17 protein-coding genes are annotated in these 19,772 nt (G+C 45.7%); 1 reads left to right on the top strand and 16 read right to left on the bottom strand.

The genetic code is table 11. From position 1 onward, the window contains the following. Positions 1-44: 44 nt before the first annotated feature. The 11 genes from HMPREF9447_RS25955 to HMPREF9447_RS25905 all read right to left on the bottom strand — a co-directional run bounded on the left by HMPREF9447_RS25955 (position 45) and on the right by HMPREF9447_RS25905 (position 14,040). Positions 45-338, bottom strand: coding sequence for a PG0541 family transporter-associated protein (locus tag HMPREF9447_RS25955; RefSeq protein ID WP_009132624.1), 294 nt, complete (start codon positions 336-338; stop codon positions 45-47). An 11-nt stretch (positions 339-349) separates the two neighbouring features. Beyond that, positions 350-3,520, bottom strand: a complete 3,171-nt coding sequence (locus tag HMPREF9447_RS25950) for an efflux RND transporter permease subunit (protein ID WP_009132623.1) — start codon at positions 3,518-3,520, stop codon at positions 350-352. An 82-nt stretch (positions 3,521-3,602) separates the two neighbouring features. Then, a complete protein-coding gene (locus HMPREF9447_RS25945; protein WP_009132622.1) occupies positions 3,603-4,622 on the bottom strand; it encodes an efflux RND transporter periplasmic adaptor subunit in 1,020 nt (339 codons plus the stop codon). A gap of 32 nt (positions 4,623-4,654) precedes the next feature. Then, complete coding sequence (locus HMPREF9447_RS25940) at positions 4,655-5,995, bottom strand: TolC family protein (protein WP_044138701.1); 1,341 nt, start codon at positions 5,993-5,995, stop codon at positions 4,655-4,657. A gap of 34 nt (positions 5,996-6,029) precedes the next feature. Continuing rightward, positions 6,030-6,689 (bottom strand): TetR/AcrR family transcriptional regulator, encoded by a 660-nt coding sequence (locus tag HMPREF9447_RS25935; RefSeq protein ID WP_009132620.1) that lies wholly within the window; start codon positions 6,687-6,689, stop codon positions 6,030-6,032. Positions 6,690-6,854: 165 nt separating this feature from the next. Beyond that, a complete protein-coding gene (gene hutH, locus HMPREF9447_RS25930; RefSeq protein WP_009132619.1) occupies positions 6,855-8,351 on the bottom strand; it encodes a histidine ammonia-lyase in 1,497 nt (498 codons plus the stop codon). Continuing rightward, entirely contained in the window at positions 8,348-8,977 is a 630-nt protein-coding gene (locus HMPREF9447_RS25925; protein WP_009132618.1) for a cyclodeaminase/cyclohydrolase family protein, read from the bottom strand. Before HMPREF9447_RS25925 ends, hutH begins: the two co-directional genes overlap by 4 nt. A gap of 19 nt (positions 8,978-8,996) precedes the next feature. Next, positions 8,997-10,250: an imidazolonepropionase gene (hutI, locus tag HMPREF9447_RS25920; protein WP_009132617.1), complete on the bottom strand. Its 1,254-nt coding sequence runs from the start codon at positions 10,248-10,250 to the stop codon at positions 8,997-8,999. 40 nt (positions 10,251-10,290) lie between these two features. Next, a complete protein-coding gene (gene ftcD / locus HMPREF9447_RS25915; RefSeq protein WP_009132616.1) occupies positions 10,291-11,190 on the bottom strand; it encodes a glutamate formimidoyltransferase in 900 nt (299 codons plus the stop codon). Between the two features lie 133 nt (positions 11,191-11,323). After that, positions 11,324-13,300 (bottom strand): urocanate hydratase, encoded by a 1,977-nt coding sequence (locus tag HMPREF9447_RS25910; protein WP_009132615.1) that lies wholly within the window; start codon positions 13,298-13,300, stop codon positions 11,324-11,326. Between the two features lie 113 nt (positions 13,301-13,413). Further along, positions 13,414-14,040, bottom strand: a complete 627-nt coding sequence (locus HMPREF9447_RS25905; RefSeq protein ID WP_009132614.1) for a DUF6563 family protein — start codon at positions 14,038-14,040, stop codon at positions 13,414-13,416. Positions 14,041-14,383: 343 nt separating this feature from the next. Here HMPREF9447_RS25905 and HMPREF9447_RS25900 point away from each other — a divergent pair, with 343 nt between their 5' ends. Next, positions 14,384-16,195 (top strand): MutS family DNA mismatch repair protein, encoded by a 1,812-nt coding sequence (locus tag HMPREF9447_RS25900; protein WP_009132613.1) that lies wholly within the window; start codon positions 14,384-14,386, stop codon positions 16,193-16,195. Between the two features lie 41 nt (positions 16,196-16,236). Here the strand turns inward: HMPREF9447_RS25900 and HMPREF9447_RS25895 are convergent, their stop codons facing one another. From HMPREF9447_RS25895 to rpsD, 5 genes are all read right to left on the bottom strand, one after another. Next, entirely contained in the window at positions 16,237-16,776 is a 540-nt protein-coding gene (locus HMPREF9447_RS25895; RefSeq protein WP_009132612.1) for a hypothetical protein, read from the bottom strand. A 114-nt stretch (positions 16,777-16,890) separates the two neighbouring features. Next, positions 16,891-17,322, bottom strand: coding sequence for a hypothetical protein (locus HMPREF9447_RS25890; RefSeq protein ID WP_009132610.1), 432 nt, complete (start codon positions 17,320-17,322; stop codon positions 16,891-16,893). Positions 17,323-17,621: 299 nt separating this feature from the next. Further along, complete coding sequence (rplQ, locus tag HMPREF9447_RS25885; RefSeq protein ID WP_009132609.1) at positions 17,622-18,116, bottom strand: 50S ribosomal protein L17; 495 nt, start codon at positions 18,114-18,116, stop codon at positions 17,622-17,624. Positions 18,117-18,119: 3 nt separating this feature from the next. After that, a complete protein-coding gene (locus tag HMPREF9447_RS25880) occupies positions 18,120-19,112 on the bottom strand; it encodes a DNA-directed RNA polymerase subunit alpha (RefSeq protein WP_009132608.1) in 993 nt (330 codons plus the stop codon). A gap of 14 nt (positions 19,113-19,126) precedes the next feature. Further along, a complete protein-coding gene (gene rpsD / locus HMPREF9447_RS25875; protein ID WP_009132607.1) occupies positions 19,127-19,732 on the bottom strand; it encodes a 30S ribosomal protein S4 in 606 nt (201 codons plus the stop codon). Positions 19,733-19,772 lie beyond the last annotated feature (40 nt).

Genomic DNA, 19,772 nt, shown 5'->3' with positions numbered 1-19,772 from the left:
GCCTGTCCTTATCTATGTAGGATGCCCATTCAGTACAGTCACACTTATATCGTCTTCTCAATGTTCCAGACAAATGCCCGGAGACCGAGTTGTTGGGTCTCCTCGTCTATCCGGTGAAGCGCATCGAGCAACGGGTCTACTTTTGCATCATCCACTACAGTGATGATGGCGGAACACATACTGGGCCATGCATGGCTACCATAATGCGGTTCCCCCGTCTTGCTGCCACGTCCCTGTACTTGCTGCCAGTAGCTGAATCCACGGCAACCCTGGCGGTCGAGCAACGCCATAATGCGCTCAAAGAACGCTTGGTCGAATGTAATAAATACGGATTTCATATCTTTTTGATTTATTGTTTTCTGGGTTTCGTCATTTTCTCCTTATGAGCCTGATAGTAATCGTTCAGTTCACGGTTTTTCTTGTTCTTACGACGGCTACGCTTGATACCAATACCGGCAAATGAACAGTAAAGCACAGGAACAAGAATCAATGTCAGAATAGTAGATACCGTCAGACCACCGATTACAGCCACACCCAACGGACGCCACATCTCGGCACCTTCACCCTGCCCAACAGCCATCGGCACCATACCGAGGATCGTGGTCAGCGTTGTCATCAATACCGGACGCAGACGGCTACGGCCTGCCGTAACCACAGAGTGGAGCACCGCCATGCCTCGTTCGCGGCAAAGCGTAATATAATCGATAAGCACAATACCATTCTTCACCACAATACCAATCAACATGATGCCACCCAACAAACTCATTACGTTCAGGTTAGTGCCCGTAAAGAAGAGTGCCATCAGCACACCGCTGAATGCAAATGGAATGGAGAACATGATGATGAACGGATAACTCAGAGATTCGAACTGGGCCGCCATCACGATAAATACCAGAATGATAATCAACACAGCCAGCGTACCCAAATCGGAGAACGAATCCTGCTGATCTTCGTAAGAACCCGAAATCTGGATAGAAATTCCACTTGGCAAATCCATCTTCTCAACAATAGCATTACCATCCTTCACCACGTCACCCAATGGAACACCGGAAATAACTGCAGATACGGTAACAATACGTTCACGGTCCTTACGCTCAATGGTGGGAGGAGCCGAACGCTCTACTACTTTACCGAGATCCTTTACACGGATGCCCTCACCTGAAGGCGTATAAATAAGGATATTCTCCAAATCTTCAATCTTAGTACGGAACTCAGGAGCATAGCGCACGCGGATATCGTACTCATCACCGTCTTCACGGTAATAAGAAGCCAAAGCTCCGTTCACACGGTTACGCAAATAAGTAGAGGCCGTCGATAAGTTCAGTCCGTGCAACGCCAGTTTCTCGCGATCAAAGTCCACTTGATATTCAGGCTGATAATCCTGACGACTGATATTCACTTCACTCACACCTTTTACTTTCAGCAATTTTTCTTTCAGCTCGGCCGAAACTTTATCCGTAGCAGTAAAATCATATCCATAAACTTCAAAGTCGGCACTGGCCTGGGCACTCATACCACCGGTACTACCACCTAAAATAACCTGTGCCTTGTCCAACTCAGGATAACCCTTCAAGTCTTCACGCATCTCGTCGCAGACGGCTTCCAACGAAATATCACGGTCGGCAGGGCTCACCAAACTGATGTTGAAGCTAATGATATGGCTGCCATTGTCCTGCATCGAAGCGAAAGTATTATCCGAATCGGCTTGTCCCACAGTATAGTTGCAGACCTTCATTACACCCTCGTAACGCTTCATCCACTTGTCCGTCAGTTCCGAAGCCAACGCCTGAGCACGCTCTACACGTGCACCGATGGGCAATTGCAGGTTGACACCGATACGACTGTTGTCGGCTGCCGGGAAGAATTCCGAGCCGATGTACTTGGCACAGAACAAACTTGCCCCAAAGAATATGGCACAACCCACAATAACGGTAGCACGATGGCGGACAGCCCAGTTCAGACGGTTCTGATACCACACGTCCAGATTATCAAGCCCCCGTTGAATAGGTTTATAAAATGCAATGAACATCTTGCTCTGCTTCTTCTGCAAACGCAAAAGCTGCGCACACATCATCGGAGTGAACGACAAAGCTGAGATTGTGGAAACAGTCATAATCACACACATCATCCAGCCCAACTGACGGAACAGCACACCGGACATACCGCTTACCATAGTCAACGGGAAGAATACCGCAATCATGGTCAGCGTCGAAGCAATTACAGAAATAGCCACCTCATTCGTGGCATGCACTGCCGCTTGTTTCGGTTCGGACCCTCGTTCAATATGGGTGGTCACATTCTCAAGTACCACAATGGCATCGTCCACCACATTACCGATAGCAATGGAGAGACAAGAGAGCGAGATAATATTCAGCGAACCGCCGTCAATGATCCCCAGATAAATGAATGAGGCCACCAATGACATCGGAATTGTGATACAGATAATTACCGTAGCACGCCAGCGTCCCAGGAAGATGAATACCACCAGAATTACAAACAGCATGGCGTACATGATGGTCTCCTCCAAACTATCAATGGTATTCAGAATGTTATCAGAAGTATTGACAATGATGCCCAGCTTCACATCGCTCGGCAACGATTTCTGCAACTGCGGCAACATGTCGATTACCTTCTGCGAAATGGCCACAGAGTTAGCACCGGACTGTTTCTGCACTACAATCATGGCACCCTGCACACCGTTACTGTAAGTCTTCTGCGCACGCTCCTCCACAGAGTCCACTATGGTTGCCACATCACGGAGATAAACAGAAGCGCCGTTGTGCGTGCCCACCACGATGTTCGCCATCTCCTTAGGGTCCTTAAACTCACCTTCTACGCGCAACGAATAGGTGTTGTTTCCCACGTCGAACGTACCGCCAGGAGTGTTGCGGTTTTCAGCGCTGATAATAGAGCTGATGGTTTCCACAGAAAGATTATATGCATCCAGTTTGTTGGGGTCGCAATACACATTGACCTCGCGCTTGGGTGCACCGGAAATAGACACCGTACCCACACCCGGCACACGCGCCAACGGGTTCACGATGTTATCATCCAATATCTTATAGAGTGCCGGCTGACTTTCATCCGCCTGTACGGAGAGCAACAGGATAGGAATCATATCCGTGCTGAACTTGAAGATGATAGGTGTCTCCACCTCATCGGGGAGCTGAGAACTTACCATATCCAGCTTATCGCGCACATCATTTGTCAGCACATCGATGTCATATCCATACTCGAACTCCAGCGTAATTACAGAGATATTCTCCGATGAACGGGAGGTGATATGCTTCAAGTTGCTGACAGAATTCAGCGTATTCTCTAACGGACGGGTCACGTTGTTCTCAATATCCGACGCACTGGCACCGGCATAGGAGGTCATCACCATGATGGTGTTGGTCTCAATATCCGGATAAAGGTCCACCGGTAATTTCGACAAAGAGAACAGACCAAATATCGCTACTGCCAGGAAGCAAAGCGAGGTCATAATCGGTTTTTTAACCGCTCCTTCGTATAAACTCATGTTATTAGTGATTAGTTTGTTAGTGAGCAGTGATTAATCAGAAAGCATCTGGTGCTAACCATTAATCACTAATCGTTAATCATTATTTCTCTACTTCCACTTCCACACCGTCGGCCAGCTTCGACTGTCCGGCAACAACCACCTGTGAATTGTTGTCCACACCTGAAAGTAATTCGTATTCAGTGTCCATCCGACGACCCAGTTCCACCTTGTTATAAGACACTTTGCCATCTTTATACACATAAACATAGCGGTCGCCTGAACCGGCACGCTTCACAATAGCCAAATCGGGCACAACCACGTGATCCTGCGTTCCGAAGTTCAACGTCACACGTGCAAACATACCCGGACGTACCTTCTGGTCGCGGTTAGCCAACTGTACTTCTACGGGGAAGGTACGGGTATTCGCATCAATAGTTGGATAAATAAGGCTGATTTTGCCTTCAAATTCCTCGTCTCCGTAAACATCTACCTTTACGGCTACTGAAGCACCCTTCTTTACCTTCGTGAAGTAGCCTTCGGAAACGTTAATCATAAGTTTCACCGGAGTTATCTGCTCTACGGTCAGTACAGGATTGCCACCACTGTACATATCACCATTGTCATAGTTACGGGCTGTCACCACACCATTGATGGGGCTAAGCAAAGCAGTGTTTTCCAATAAATTCTTATAAGTGGTCTGCTGTACGTCCAGCGCCATCTTGGCTGCATCCCATTCGGATTTGGAAGTACCGCCCACCTTATATAATTCATCAGTACGTTTGAACTCTATTTCCTGGTTATCCAGACGAAACTTCGCCTGCTTCAGACTGGCAGCATCCATCTGTACCAGTTTCTGGCCTTTAGCCACGCGGTCGCCCACTTCTACAAAAATCCGATCGATACGTACGGGAGAAGAAGGAGCAATGTTATTCTTCACCTCAGCCTGCACCGTAGCTGTATACTCTTGTATCTGGTCAACAGGACGTGCGGTCACAGAGGCCAGTTTCACTCTTGGTTTTTCTTCCACTTTTCCAGTCGCAGCCTTGTCTTTCTCTCCACCACTACATGAACTCAGTAGTGCAACGGCCACCAGGGCGATTAATTGAAAACTTTTTTTCATATCGTTGTGATTATATATTTCTACTTGTTAATTTAATAATTACGACCCAAAACCTGGTCAAGATCAGCCTTAGCCACCAGATAGTCGTAAATAGATTGGTTATAAGTCAGTTCAGCCTGGGTCAGAGATACCTGGGAGCTATTCAGTTCCAGCACTGTGCCCTTACCTACTTCGTAGCGCTTACCGGCAATTTCCACCGCCTTCTGAGCTTGCATCACGTTTTCCTTGTTACTCACAACCTGCTCGGAGCTTGCCGCCATGTTGTTTTTGTAGCTGGTTACCTGCATATTCAGCTGGCGTTCCGTATTCGTGCGATTCTCCCGCAACTGGTTCATCTGAATCCGTGTACTTTTCAGTTTCGTAAAGTTACTTGCCTTATAAAGAGGAATATTCAGGGTGAACACCAATGAAGAACTTCCGCCCCAATTGTAGTCAAAAACATTCCAGTTGTCATTATACAATGACTGATACTGGTATTGATAACTCATGCCCAGTGTCGGCATAAAATTCGTCTTCAAAGACTTCAAGTTCTGATTAAGCAATTTCAGATTCAGCTCGAACTGCTTCATCGTAGTATTATTAACCAAACCTTCGTCGGTAGTATTGAGTTGATTGGCAAACAAATCAGTTTCATACCCAGCCAGATTATCGTCTATTTTAATATCAATATCTTCCGTAATTCCCATTAACACCTTCAGTTGAAGTTTGGATAAAGTAACGGCATTGCCCGCCGAAATCACATTCGGCTTAACGCTACGCATCTGCACCTCAGCACTAATCTTATCAAACTCACTGACAGCCCCCTGTTGGTATTTTGCATTGACTACATTATAATTGTCTTCCGCCAATTTATAGCTCTTCTGCAAAACTTCATAAGAGTCTTGTGCCAGCATCATCTGATAATAAGCTTTGGTAACCTGATTTATCAAATCCTGCTTGGAAGCGCGGGATTTCTCTACTGCCAGTTCTATGTCTGTTTTCGTCATAGACATTGCTTTGTAGACCGAAGGAGCAAATAACGGTAAGCTGATATTCAAAGCTCCGCTTACGGTATTCGAATTGTCCTGACCCATTTTGAACGACTGACCGCCAAGATTCATCTGGGCTGCCGTAATCGTATGGTTCCATGTTCCGCCAATACTGGCTTCCGGCAACAAATTCTGCCAAGTTTCCTTGTTAGCCACTTTTTTCAGGGCTATCTCCTCTTCAGCTACTTTTATCGTCGGATTATCGCTGAGTGCAATTTCCAGTGCTTTGTCGAGGGTCAAGGTTAGGGTTTCTTTAGTTTCCTGTGCATGAACGGAGCCGACAGCCCACGCCAAAACCACAGTCAACATCATCTTTTTGCCTACTAAAATTAGTTGTCTGTCCATAAAAAATCAATCTATATGTTTAAAGATTATTTGGTCATTCCGTACTGGCTTGTCGTTTCTGCCGATACTCCTGAATGAATTCTTCCAGCTTTCGAGCCCCTTTTTCTGTAGAAATCCCCCGGAGATAGGTGAACATGATGGACTCATATACCTCAAGGAAAGAATGCTCTTTGCAAAGGTCTGTATTCATCAGCAAGTCGAGCTGTTCGCGTACCAACAAGTTTACAATAGCAAAATTAACGTCGTCGCGAAAGTAACCTTGTTTTATACCCAATTTAAAGAAAGCTATTGTTTCCTCGGAATCCCGGTTGCGACGCTTCACTAATGCATCATATACTTTGGGGTATTTCTTGATGTCTTCAAAAAACTTTTTATTGGTGTTATGGAACTTTTCGATACTCCGTTGATAGAGTTTCAATAAAACTTCCAACACATTCGAAGCTTTATCATAGACATCTTTCACATAAGCGTCTCCCTCACGTTGTGCCTTCAACAGGCATTCCATAAGTAACGTTTCTTTATCAGCAAAAACTTCATACAAAGTACGTTTGGAGATGCCCAGTGCTGCCGCAATGTCATCCATCGTAATGCTTTTGATACCGTGGGTAGCAAAAGATTGCAGAGCCGTATCGATGATACGCTCCCGTAACTCCAACCTCGAAGGGGTCTCTTTCATGTTGTCGCCCGTTTTCATTTCTATTTTCTCTTTAGATTTTTAGATTTCAAGCAGAGGAATGTCCACTTTCGGAATAAAACTGGGCAAATATAGAAAGAAAACTCAATTCGCCAATTGAGTTTCCTGACAAGATAAGCTATATTAATATTTATTATAGATATCGCATATTTATTGGGAAGGAAATCAGTAGTCGAACTTAGTCCGATTCAGAAAAGCTACTGTCTTATGAATCTCTTTGTACATGACGATATCATCTTTAATAAAAGGGACTTCCTTGCGATATTCGTTCAGAAAGCGCTCCAAAGCCGGAGAGGTTTTCAGCGGACGGCGGAACTCAATACCCTGTGCTGCATTCATCAGTTCAATGGAAAGGATGTGCTCCAGATTGTCCATAATGCGATACAACTTGGTAGCGGCATTGGCCCCCATACTGACATGATCTTCTTGTCCGTTGGAGGAGACAATAGAATCGCTGCTGGCGGCATAGCAATACATCTTATTTTGGCTGACCATAGAGGCAGCAGCATATTGCGGTATCATAAAGCCGGAATTCAAACCGGGATTGGCTACCAAGAATTCGGGCAAGCCGCGCAGTCCCATGATAAGTTGTGCCACCCGTCGCTCGGAGATGTTGCCCAATTCGGCAAGGGCAATGCCAAGGAAGTCGTAAGAAATGGCAAGCGGCTGTCCGTGGAAGTTTCCACCGGAAATGATACGGTCTTCATCGGGGAAGATCGTGGGATTATCCGTTACGGAATTGATTTCAGTTAGCAGGACGGAAGATACATAGCGGATGGCATCTTTCGTGGCGCCATGTACTTGGGGAATACAGCGAAAAGAATACGGATCTTGTACGTGTGCTTTGTACTGAGCTATGATTTCACTGCCTTCCAGGAGTTTGCGGAAGTTGTCGCCTGTCTCGATTTGCCCCCGGTGCGGACGGATCTGCTGAATGCAATCCATGAAAGGGTCGATGCGGCCATCGAAAGCTTCAAGAGAAAGAGCGGCAATGAGGTCGGCTTTCTTAGAGAGGCGGAAAGCTTTCAGAATGGCAAACACACCGTTAGCACTCATGAACTGCGTACCATTGAGTAAGGCCAGACCTTCTTTACTCATTAGTTTCACCGGTTCCCAGCCAAATTCATCGAGAACACTGATGGCTTCGCGCTTCTTACCTTTATAATAAACATCGCCTACGCCGATAAGCGGCAGGAAGAGATTGGCAAGAGGAGCCAGATCACCGGATGCACCGAGTGAGCCGCGGTCGTAGACAATAGGCATCACGTCGTTGTTGAAGAAATCGAGAATACGCTGTACAGTAATGACTTGCACACCGCTATGTCCCAGAGAAAGAGCATGAGCTTTGAGCAACATCATCAGTTTAACAATAACGGGACGTATTTCTTCGCCTACACTGCAAGCATGACTTTTAATCAGGTTTTCCTGCAAAGTGCCCAGTTCGTCAGGGGATATATTTTTGCTGCACAGGGAGCCGAAGCCTGTGGTAATACCGTACAGGGGGTCTTTGGACTCGGCTATCTTATGGTCGAGGTAGTCGCGACACTTCTGTATCCGTTCCTTGGCTTCGGGAGCCAGTTCCAGTTTCAGGTTTTCGTTGATGATTCGTTCGATGATGTCGAAAGTGAGTTCACCAGACCCTACATGATAAACATTTTTCATACTCTTAATTCTTGGTTAATAGCATCCAATATTTCTTTTTCGCGTTCACAGGCCAGACGCTCCAATATGTCAGCTTCTCTTTGGAGTTCATCGGCAAAGGTTTTATCCTTAATGGACCCCAAGTTGATACGGACATTCAGCAAAGCCCCCAGTACAGCGGTACGGGCGGACATCAGAGCCACACAAGCATCAGTCACAGCATTTTTGTTTCCGAGGCGAGCGACATCGGTAATGATGGACATCAGTTCATAGGCATTGCGGGCCACCTGCATGGGGACGAGGGCAGCATGCTTGGTGGCTTCCTGGATGGCAGCACTGCGGGCAGCTTTTTCTTCATCAGTGGCTTTGGGCATCTTGAAGCAGGCAAACACAGCATCGTAAGCTTCCGAGTCACGGTCTATATCAGCAATGAAAACATCTTTCGCTTTCATAGCAAGGGAGGCAATGTGTTTCATCAGTTCCTCGTGTTCTTCGTAATTCTTCTTACCGATAGTGAGGTTGCCAACCATGGCGGTGAGTGCCGAAGCTACGGCGCCGTTCAGGGCAGCAATACTTCCACCGCCGGGGACGGGGTCATTGCCCGCCACTTTATTCAAAAAGTCTTTTACAGTTAATTCAACTAACATGGTATTTTTCTTTTAATGGTTATAGCACGGGATAAATCACCCCTTCTTTAATGGTAGTGTTGACACAATTCATACCTATATAATAAGGTAAGAAATGATAGTTATCCGTATTCAGCACCACAAAGTCTCCTTTCTTTCCTACCTCGATACTACCAATGCTATCCGCACGATTCAGGGCGGCAGCACCGTTCAGGGTGAGGGCAGTGATGGCTTCTTCAATAGTAAGCTGCATATAGATGCACGCTAGGGCAAAAGTCAGCGGGATGGAACCGGAGAAGCAACTGCCCGGATTGAGGTCAGTGGCAAGGGCTACAGCACATCCGGCATCTATCATTTCGCGGCCACGGGCGTAGTTTTCTTTCAGGGCGAAAGCTGTCAAAGGAAGCAGGGTTGCTACGGTTCCGGCATCCCTCATGGCACGAATGCCTTCATCGGATGCATGCAGCAGGTGGTCAGCAGAGACGGCGAAGAGTTCCGCAGCCAGTTCGGCACCGCCCAGCTGAACAATTTCATCGGCATGAAGCTTCAATCCCAAGCCACATTCCTTAGCGGCTTGTAACAGTCGGCGGGATTGTTCTACGGAGAAAACACCTTGTTCGCAGAAGATGTCGCAGAACTCGGCGAGTTCATCTTTAGCGACACAGGGCAGAACTTCGCTGATGACGAAATCGAGGTATTCGTCTGTACGTCCCTGGTATTCTTCGGGTACAGCATGTGCGCCCAAGAAAGTGGAGACGATGTCCACCCGTTTATGCTCGTCATTGTTCAGGCTGCGCATGACTTTGAGTTGCAGAAGTTCAGTATCTTTATCCAATCCGTAGCCGCTTTTGCCTTCTACGGTGGTGACGCCCATGGCGCTCATTTGTTTCAGGAAGCTTTCGGCTTTGGAACGAAGCTGAATAAAATGGCATTCACGGGTAGCCTTGACAGTACTCACAATGCCACCGCCACGCTCCATAATGGACATGTAGCTTTCGCCTTTCAACCGCCAGGAGAATTCTTCGGCACGTTCGCCACCAAATACAAAGTGCGTATGTGAGTCGACAAAGCCGGGCAACAGGCATTTACCACGGGCGTTATAGTGCCAGTAGCGTTGGTAATACCCGTCGCGAGTCTCGCCCCGGGAAGGGCCGACATAGGAAATAATGCCGTCAGTCACTTCTATCGTAGCATTATCAATAATGCACAACTCGCCCATTTCTTTGCCACAACGGGCGGAGAAACCGATAGGCGTCACAACACGCGCATTAAAGATTATCAGGTTTTCAGTCATATTAAAACTTTATTTGTGTAATTGTATAATTCGTATTCAGTTATTCCTCCATTATCCGCGCTTCAAGTACTTGCTGCATGGAGAAATTCTCCAAACCAAGATAATAAGAAGCCGTATCAATGAGTGCCTCCATCGGAACCAGACCGATAATCTCACTACCTACAATGCTTACTCCGTAACGACGGGCTTCAATGCGGGTTAGTTCGAAAGCACGGTAGAGGGCAGTGCGGGTGTAGTCTGTCATATTGATGGATACTTGTGTGATACCCCGGTCTTTGAGTTCCACTCCCATAGCCTTGCAATAGCGCAGGCCTCCGCCAATGAAACGGATTTTTTTGGCTATGTCATGGGCAATGTCCAAATTTGAGGTGCTGAGGTTGATGTTATAGGCTACCAATGGCATGCGGGCACCGATAGCAACTGCTCCGGCTGTCGGATGACGTTCGGCAAATCCGAAATCGGGTTGCCATTCGGGGAGTTTTATCTTCTCCTCCATGCCTTCAAATTCGCCTTTACGCACAGCGGCAAGGTTTTCGCGATGAGGGGCGGAAGCAGATTTCTCGTATAGGAAGACAGGGAGATTATAGCGTTTTGCTACTTCGGCACCGACTTCTTTGGAGAGGGCGATGGCTTCTTCCATCGTTACGTTTTTGATGGGGATGAAAGGGACTACGTCTACAGCCCCCATGCGGGGATGTTGTCCGGTATGGTGGTTGAGATCGATAAGCTGCACGGCAATACCGATGGCTTCGAGCACAGCGTCACGAAGGGGCTCAGGTTCACCTACAACAGTTACTACCAGCCGGTTGTGGTCTTCATCATTACTATAATCCAAGAGTTTCACACCTTGTTTTCCACGGAAAGGTGATATGATTTGGTCTATCTTCTGCAAGTCACGTCCCTCGCTGAAATTGGGAACACATTCAATGATTTTATTCATATTGGTTTTATATTTTGAGTATTCTTTTTTTTTAGCAAAGTGCCCAAAGGGCGGGGTGGTAGGTTAGAAAAGTAATCCTTATATATTAAGTAATCTGTGGTTTACCTACCACCTCCCCGCATTGGGGTGTAGCCTATATATATTTATTAACCAGTTCGTCATCCGCCACATACGGCATTGTAATATGATACCCATCAGCATGTGTCTTATTGAATTCTTCGCTCGTCTCCATCGCATGCTCATTTCGTGCCCACGAACGGCGCGCCACACCGCCCATCACATCCCACAGCATCGCCGAACGGAGTATCTCATCCACCCGCTCGCTGCCATCGCATACCATACCGAATCCTCCGTTAATCGCCTTTCCAATGCCAACGCCACCGCCATTATGCAATGCCACGAGGCTCATTCCCCGCGCACAGTTTCCTGCGAAACACTGCACAGCCATATCCGCCATCACATTACTTCCGTCTTTTATATTCGAAGTTTCCCGGAAAGGAGAGTCCGTACCGCTGACATCATGATGGTCGCGTCCCAACATAATGGGTCCGACCTCACCATTGCGCACCATTTCATTAAACTTCAATGCTATATTCATGCGTCCCACCGCATCTTGATAGAGAATGCGTGCCTGCGTACCTACTACAAGATTGTTCTTTTCCGCATCGCGTATCCAGTTGTAGTTATCCAAATCCTGTCCGCGACGATTCGGGTCAATGCAATCCATAGCTGCGTGGTCGGTCTTTATCAAATCCTCGTGTCTGCCACTCAGGCATACCCAACGGAACGGACCGTAACCGTAATCGAAAAGCTGTGGTCCCATAATATCTTCCACATAACTGGGAAAAATAAAGCCATTCTTATCATCTCCTTCTTTAGCAATCTCCCTAACTCCGGCATCGTAAATGGCTTTCATAAAGGAATTGCCATAATCAAAGAAGTAAGTGCCCCGTGCCACAAGCGTTTTCACAGCCCGGAAATGACGAGCCAACGACCCATCTACCAGTCCGCAGAACCTTCGAGGATTTTCATGCAACAGGTTCGTACGTTCTTCAAATGTCAATCCCACCGGACAATAACCACCCTCGTAAACAGCATGGCAGGAAGTCTGATCGGATAGCAAATCGATATGTACAGATTGGTCTACAGCATATTCCAGCAAATCTACAATGTTACCATGATAGGCTATAGAAATAGGTTGCTTGCTATCCATCGCCTCACGGGCCAGCGAGAATGCTTCAGGAATGGAGCCTGTAACGTGCCCCACCCAGCCTTGCCTATGTCGGGTTTCGATGCGGGATATATCCACTTCGGCAATGATAGAAGCCGCTCCCGCCATTTCAGCCGCTTTGGGCTGGGCACCGCTCATGCCTCCTAAACCGGAAGAGATGAATAGATGTCCCCGTAAATCACCTCCCTGAGGAACACCGAGTTTCATGCGTCCGGCATTCAGGAGGGTATTGAAAGTGCCGTGCACAATACCTTGCGGACCAATATACATCCAGCCTCCAGCAGTCATCTGTCCATAGTTGGCAACACCCATCTGCATGGCAACGTGCCAGTCTTTCTGGTTATCATACAGCCCCACCATCATTGCATTCGTGATAATAACGCGCGGCGCCTCAGGCTTGGAGCGGAACAGGCCTAGCGGATGGCCACTCTCGACGACGAGTGTCTGGTCCTGCGTCAACACCTCAAGGTATTGTTTGATAAGGTGGTATTGCATCCAGTTTTGGCACACTTGTCCCGTCTCACCGTAAGTGACGAGTTCGTAAGGATAGAGAGCAATATCAAAGCAAAGATTATTGTCAATCATTACCTGAAATGCCTTGCCCTCAATGCAATTCCCCTTGTACGCATCAATCGGTTTTGCTTTGAGGTCGCCCTGCGGACGGTATCGGTAACCATAGATACGCCCTCGGGTACGGAGTTCTTCCATAAACTCTGGGGCAAGGATCTCATGTAGTTCTTTGGGGATATAACGCAATGCGTTCTTCAACGCCGTGGCAGTCTGTGCAGGCGAAAGGGTGAAGCCACGGTCGGGAGCCCGCCGGATTCCCTCAACGAAAGTGGGGTAAGGGGGCAATGTGTTACTTAAGGTTATTTCCATAACATGCAGAATGAAAGGTTACAAAATGTCATCAGTTTACTTCCGTAAGCTGCCGCAATATATAAATAAATCCCGGCATCAACAAGGAATACCGGGATTTATTTATCATTTCGTCATTTCAATTGCAATAAGTACTTGCCTGTGACTTCCGCTCTCTCACTACTTTCCTGTAGGAAGGCTTCCAGAAGTTCCGGTTCATTCTTTAGAAGAAGAAGCATTTTATCTTTTCCTACGAACTCTACTTTTCCCGTCTCCGGATTCAGTTCATAGTAAACGCGGGCGTTCACCAGTCCCGACGCAGCAATAGCTGTGCCTACATCGCCGCCCAGTTTTGTTGCATCGGCAGGTTGCGTGGTGCTTGCCGCCACAGAGCCCACGGGCTGTGCACAGAAATAAATCTTTCCCTGCACCCACATGGCAGGGGCATACCAGCCGCCAAAACGGAAGCGTTTATAGCGCATTTTTTTGCAGTTGACGTACAGCGCCGTGTCCGACCTCACCGCATAACAACGGGATTTCAAGTATCGGCAGAGACCGGGATTATCGTCTACCGAGATGCGATAGTCAGCGCCACCCATCAGCAAAATCTGATTCTTAGAGCGCTTTTCTACCTTCATAGTGGAAAGTGTGTCGCCACGGTCTTCCACCAATTCCTTCAAGTTGGCATATATCACATGCTGGGCGCTCACATGGAAAGCAACCAACACCCCGAATATGCCCAATAACCACCACCTTTTCATACCGCAAGCTTTTCTTTCTAAAACACTTTTATTTGAGCGAAAGTTACATTATTTATCCAAGAAGAGCAAATAAATGAAAGAAAAAGTGGAGGTAACGGAAATAAATATCCCTAGTGATTGCAGTTTCCCACGCATAGTAACAACAGTTTCCATCCTTGGAAACGATAGTTTCTTCCACTAGGAAACGACAGTTTCCTTTAATGGGAATTGGAGTTTCCTTTAATAGGAACTACAGTTTCTCCTTATGGGAACGAACATTAATATATCAACAGGAGAAAGCCGGATAAGCATTTGGTTATAACCCAGGCTTGTTTTACCTTTGCAAGCAAAGAAAAAGAAGATAATGAACACAATCAATGAGATAACTGCCACTTATCAGCATATTGCCGAAGAGGGGCGCCAGAAACTGAATAAAGTACAAAACGAGATTTACTGCATAGGCACTCTGCGACTTCTATTGTTCGTTGCCGGAGTAGCAGGCATCATATACTTCTGGTCGGCAGGCTGGGGAGTGCTGACGGGCATCATTGCCGTAACACTTCTACCTTTCATTCTATTAATAAAGTATCATAACCGTCTGTTCCACCAGAAAGACTATCTGGAGAAGAAAGTAGAAATCAACGAACAAGAGCTTGCTGCACTGAATTATGACACGGCATCCTTCGAGGATGGAGCAGAGTTTGTAGACCCGGCACATCTGTATAGCTTCGATTTGGATGTCTTCGGTCCTCATTCCCTGTTTCAATACATCAACCGGACATGTACGCAACTTGGGAAAAATCTGTTAGCTGCCTGGCTGGACACACATCTGGAAAAGAAAACAGAAATAGAAGCCCGACAGGAAGCCGTCCGAGAACTGGCTACGGCATTGGAGTTCCGGCAGGAGTTTCGCATTTTAGGGTTGCTGCATAAGGGGAAAGCCGCCGACGAGGATGAACTAAAGGCATGGGCAAAAAGTCCGAGCATCTTCCGGAAAAATATAATATTTCGTATGCTGCCATGGTTAGTCGGAGGAACAAATGCCGTGTGCATCGCACTGGCAATTGCGGGCATCATTCCAACCAGCATTTGTGGCGCCGTATGGGTGTGTTTCGTATTTGCCAGCTTCAGTTTCACCGGTAGAATCACCAAGATGCAAGCTGTTTATGGCAAGAAGCTGCAGATACTGGCAACTTATGCCAACTTACTCCGGCTTATGGAGAACCAACCGATGAAAAGCCAGGTATTGAGCGAAGTGAAAGAGTGGATTGGTGGCGAGAGACAGACGGCCTCTCACTCTATCCAGCGCCTAAGTAAACTAATGGATGAACTCGACCAACGAAACAACGCTTTCATGTATGCCATTCTCAACGGTTTGTTCTTTTGGGAAATCCGCCAGATCATGCGTATTGAAGGTTGGAAAGAACAATATGCTTCGGAACTTCCTCGTTGGCTAACAGCTATTGCACACATGGATGCCCTCTGTTCACTGGCCACTTTCGCCTACAATCATCCGCTATATTCTTATCCCACCATTGCCATTGAACCTTTCTGCCTCCGAGCCGAAGCAATGGGACACCCATTGATGAATCGCGACAAATGTGTATGCAATGATATTGACATCGAGAAACGTCCTTTCTTTATCATCATCACTGGTGCCAATATGGCGGGTAAAAGTACATACCTCCGCACCGTAGGTATCAACTATTTACTGGCCTGTACCGGAGCCCCAACCTGCACCCAACGAATGGAACTATATCCCACCCGTCTCATCACCAGTTTGCGTACCAGTGACTCTCTGACCGACAATGAGTCCTATTTCTTCGCCGAACTCAAACGCCTGAAACTCATCATCGACAAACTGCAAGCTGGCGAGGAACTATTCATCATTCTCGATGAAATATTGAAAGGTACCAACTCAACGGATAAACAGAAAGGTTCCCTCGCCCTCATCAAACAGTTCATGACCTTACAGGCAAACGGCATCATCGCCACCCACGACTTGATGCTCGGTACTCTTGCCGACATTTTTCCCAACGATATCCGCAACTACCGCTTCGAAGCCGACATAACCGATAATGAGCTTACTTTCTCATATCGCTTGCGCGAAGGGGTAGCCCAGAACATGAATGCTTGTTTCCTGATGAAAAAAATGGGGATAGCCGTCACCGACTAATCCCCACTAGCTTAAAGTTAAGTCCAGTAGAACCCTACGGCTTAGCTCACTTTACACTTCGACAAGAAAGCCGATACGGTTGCTGCATCGTTACCCGTGTAATAATGTACAGAAGTCACCGGCGTGTACGTATAAGGTACAAATTGGAACAACTGAACAGCTGCAAATTTATTATCTTGTGAAAGTATAATATCCATACGCACATTACCGCTCCCTTCACTCTTCACACCATCTTCAACCGCAAGATGACCCTTTTCAATCATTTCTTTCAGCTTGCCCATGTGTTTCAAATCAAAGAAGATGCTACGCTCTTTCGTAATGCTTCCAGTTGGGAGGTATACCACTTCTTTAGATTTCCAGAACAAACGGAATATTCCTAGCAGGAAGAATGCCGTCCCCAACACCATCAGCAACATGCTAAGTGTAGATGAGCGGTCGGTTATTTCGAAAGTGGATGCGAATACAAGGACACCCAACAGCAGCATAACGGCTGAGAAAATAAGTCCGGGAATACTTGTACGTTTTACAATATCAGGGTGTGTAGACGCAAAGATTGTTGCGTCAATAGTTTGAGTTGCCATAATTTAAATCGTTTTGAAATGAATAAAAGTTTAACTGATAAAAACATAAGAATAATTACCTTATGTAAGCCTACTGCTACAAAAGGTAAAAAAGAGTTCAATTCATTCAAACGTCTAAATGATAATTCGCCTGAGCGTAAACACATAATATTCACACGCAGGTTGACAACGATAGAAAGCAGTAGTATCGAATAGCTTCGAGCGTTGCAATGATAATGCATCATCACGATGAGCCAATCGCCCTACTACATCTTTCAATGAAAGTATAAATTCGGTTGTATATGAACGCTGTGCACGAGAGAATGTGAGTAACTGGGTAGTTCCACCAGAACTTGCAATCTCTGCATCAGATAAGTATGGCAATTGCGGAGCTGGAATATAGCTTCCTTGACGAACAGCATTTCTCTGAATATTCCCGTCTTCCCCCATAGCAATTTGAGAGACAGAAACCGTTTCATCTACCAATTTGGTAAATGCATCGCTCACACTTCCCCAAAAGGCAGTTGCAAGGACCAGGATTAATATCAATTTCAGAAACTTTGCCATATCTATTTGCAAAGATAACAGTTTGTTTCATTCAATTGTTTAAAATAAGAACCTTTTAATGAATGTTTAGGAAAGATATGCCTCTATTTCCCAAACAGAGTTCCGTAAACATCTCCTACAGAAGATAAAGGAAGTATTATCCTTTATTAGGAGTATCACCTTCAGACACATCGCCCTCTGCCAAATAGTTTAGTAACTGTCGCAAGACTTGAATGGAGAACAAGACATAACAAAGAGAGAAAAAACAAAAAGCCGCCCCCTTATAGGAGACGGCTTTTATATTAAAAAGAATAGTCGATTTATTCAGCTTTTGCCTCTTCCACTGCTGGAGCTTCAGCAGCTGGAACCTCTGTAGGAGCAGCAGCTTCTGTAGCAGCTTTCTTAGAACGGCGAGTACGAGTAGCCTTCTTAGCAACTTTGTCCTTAGCCATGTTTTCGTTGTAATCAACAAGTTCAATAAAGCACATTTCTGCATTATCACCCAGACGGTGTCCTGTCTTGATGATACGAGTATAGCCACCCGGACGGTCAGCAATCTTCACAGAGATTTCTTGGAACAGTTCCGTTACAACATACTTATCTTGCAAATTACTAAACACAACACGACGAGAATTGGTCGTGTCATCCTTTGACTTCGTAATCAAAGGCTCAACAAACTTCTTTAAAGCTTTAGCCTTTGCAACAGTCGTAGTGATTCTTTTGTGCTTAATCAAAGAACATGCCATGTTAGACAACATAGCGTTTCTGTGAGAAGCAGTACGACCTAAATGGTTGAATTTCTTATTATGTCTCATTTTTTATTCTTTATCTAATTTATATTTAGAAATATCGGTTCCAAACGAAAGATTCAGACTTTCCAGCAAATCATCAAGCTCAGTAAGCGATTTCTTTCCGAAGTTTCTGAATTTCAGCAAATCCGTCTTGTTGAACTGTACTAAATCGCCCAAAGTTTCTACATCGGCAGCCTTCAAGCAGTTGAGGGCACGAACCGACAAGTCCATATCAACGAGTTTAGTTTTCAGCAATTGACGCATGTGCAATACTTCTTCATCGAATTCTTCATTACCATCCACGTCATTGCTTTCCAATGTAATCTTCTCATCAGAGAAGAGCATGAAGTGATAAATCAAAATCTTTGCAGCTTCTTTCAGAGCTTCCTTCGGATGGATGGAACCATCGGTAGTAATTTCAAGCACCAGTTTGTCATAGTCCGTCTTTTGTTCAACACGGAACTGCTCAATCTGAAACTTAACATTACGTATCGGAGTATAAATAGAATCGATAGGAATTACGTTAACATCCGTGCAATATTCGCGGTTTTCATCAGCCGGAACATATCCACGACCTTTATTAATCGTAATATCGATCTGCATTGTTGCTTTAGAATCTAAATGACAAATAACTAATTCAGGATTTAACACTTCAAATCCAGTCAAATACTTACCTATGTCACCTGCTTTAAATTCACTAGAATTCTCGATCGTGATACTTACTTTCTCACTCTCAAACTCTTCAACTACTTGCTTGAATCTCACCTGTTTTAGATTCAAGATAATGTTAGTAACATCCTCTTTAACTCCCGGAACACTAGAGAATTCATGCTCAACACCATCTATCTTAATAGTGGTGATAGCAAAACCCTCCAATGACGAAAGAAGGATGCGGCGCAGTGCATTACCAACGGTAATACCGAAACCGGGCTCCAACGGACGAAATTCGAATTTACCGAATCGAGAGTCCGCTTCCAACATTAATACTTTATCAGGTTTTTGAAATGCTAATATCGCCATGAAATTAATTATTTTTATTTAGAATACAATTCTACGATCAAATGTTCTTTAATGTTTTCAGGAATGTCTGCTCTTTCAGGCACATGCAGCAATTTGCCAACCTTTGAGTTATCATCCCATTCCAACCAAGGATACTTGCTATGGTTAAAACCAGCCAGTGAATTAGCAACTACTTCCAAAGACTTAGATCTTTCGCGAACACCAATCACCTGACCTGGTTTTACTGCAAATGAAGGTATATTTACCACTTCACCATCCACAGTAATATGCTTGTGACTCACCAACTGACGAGCAGCTGCACGAGTAGGAGCAATACCCAAACGGAATACTACATTATCAAGACGACCTTCCAACAATTGAAGAAGTACCTCACCGGTAATACCCTTTGCAGTAGCTGCCTTTTCAAACAAGTTACGGAATTGTTTTTCTAAAACTCCATAGGTGTATTTGGCCTTCTGTTTCTCACGAAGTTGAACACCATACTCTGAAGTTTTTCTTTTTCTTGAATTGCCGTGCTGTCCGGGAGGATAATTTTTCTTAGACAAAACTTTATCTGCTCCAAAGATACCTTCACCGAATTTACGGGCTATTCTTGATTTTGGTCCAGTATATCTAGCCATTTCTTTTAAATTTTAATTGTTTATTCATGAACTCAATTTG

Origin of the sequence: Bacteroides oleiciplenus YIT 12058 (assembly GCF_000315485.1) — a bacterium.
Taxonomy (GTDB): Bacteria; Bacteroidota; Bacteroidia; order Bacteroidales; family Bacteroidaceae; genus Bacteroides; species Bacteroides oleiciplenus.
This window is presented reverse-complemented; position numbering and strand designations above follow the sequence as displayed.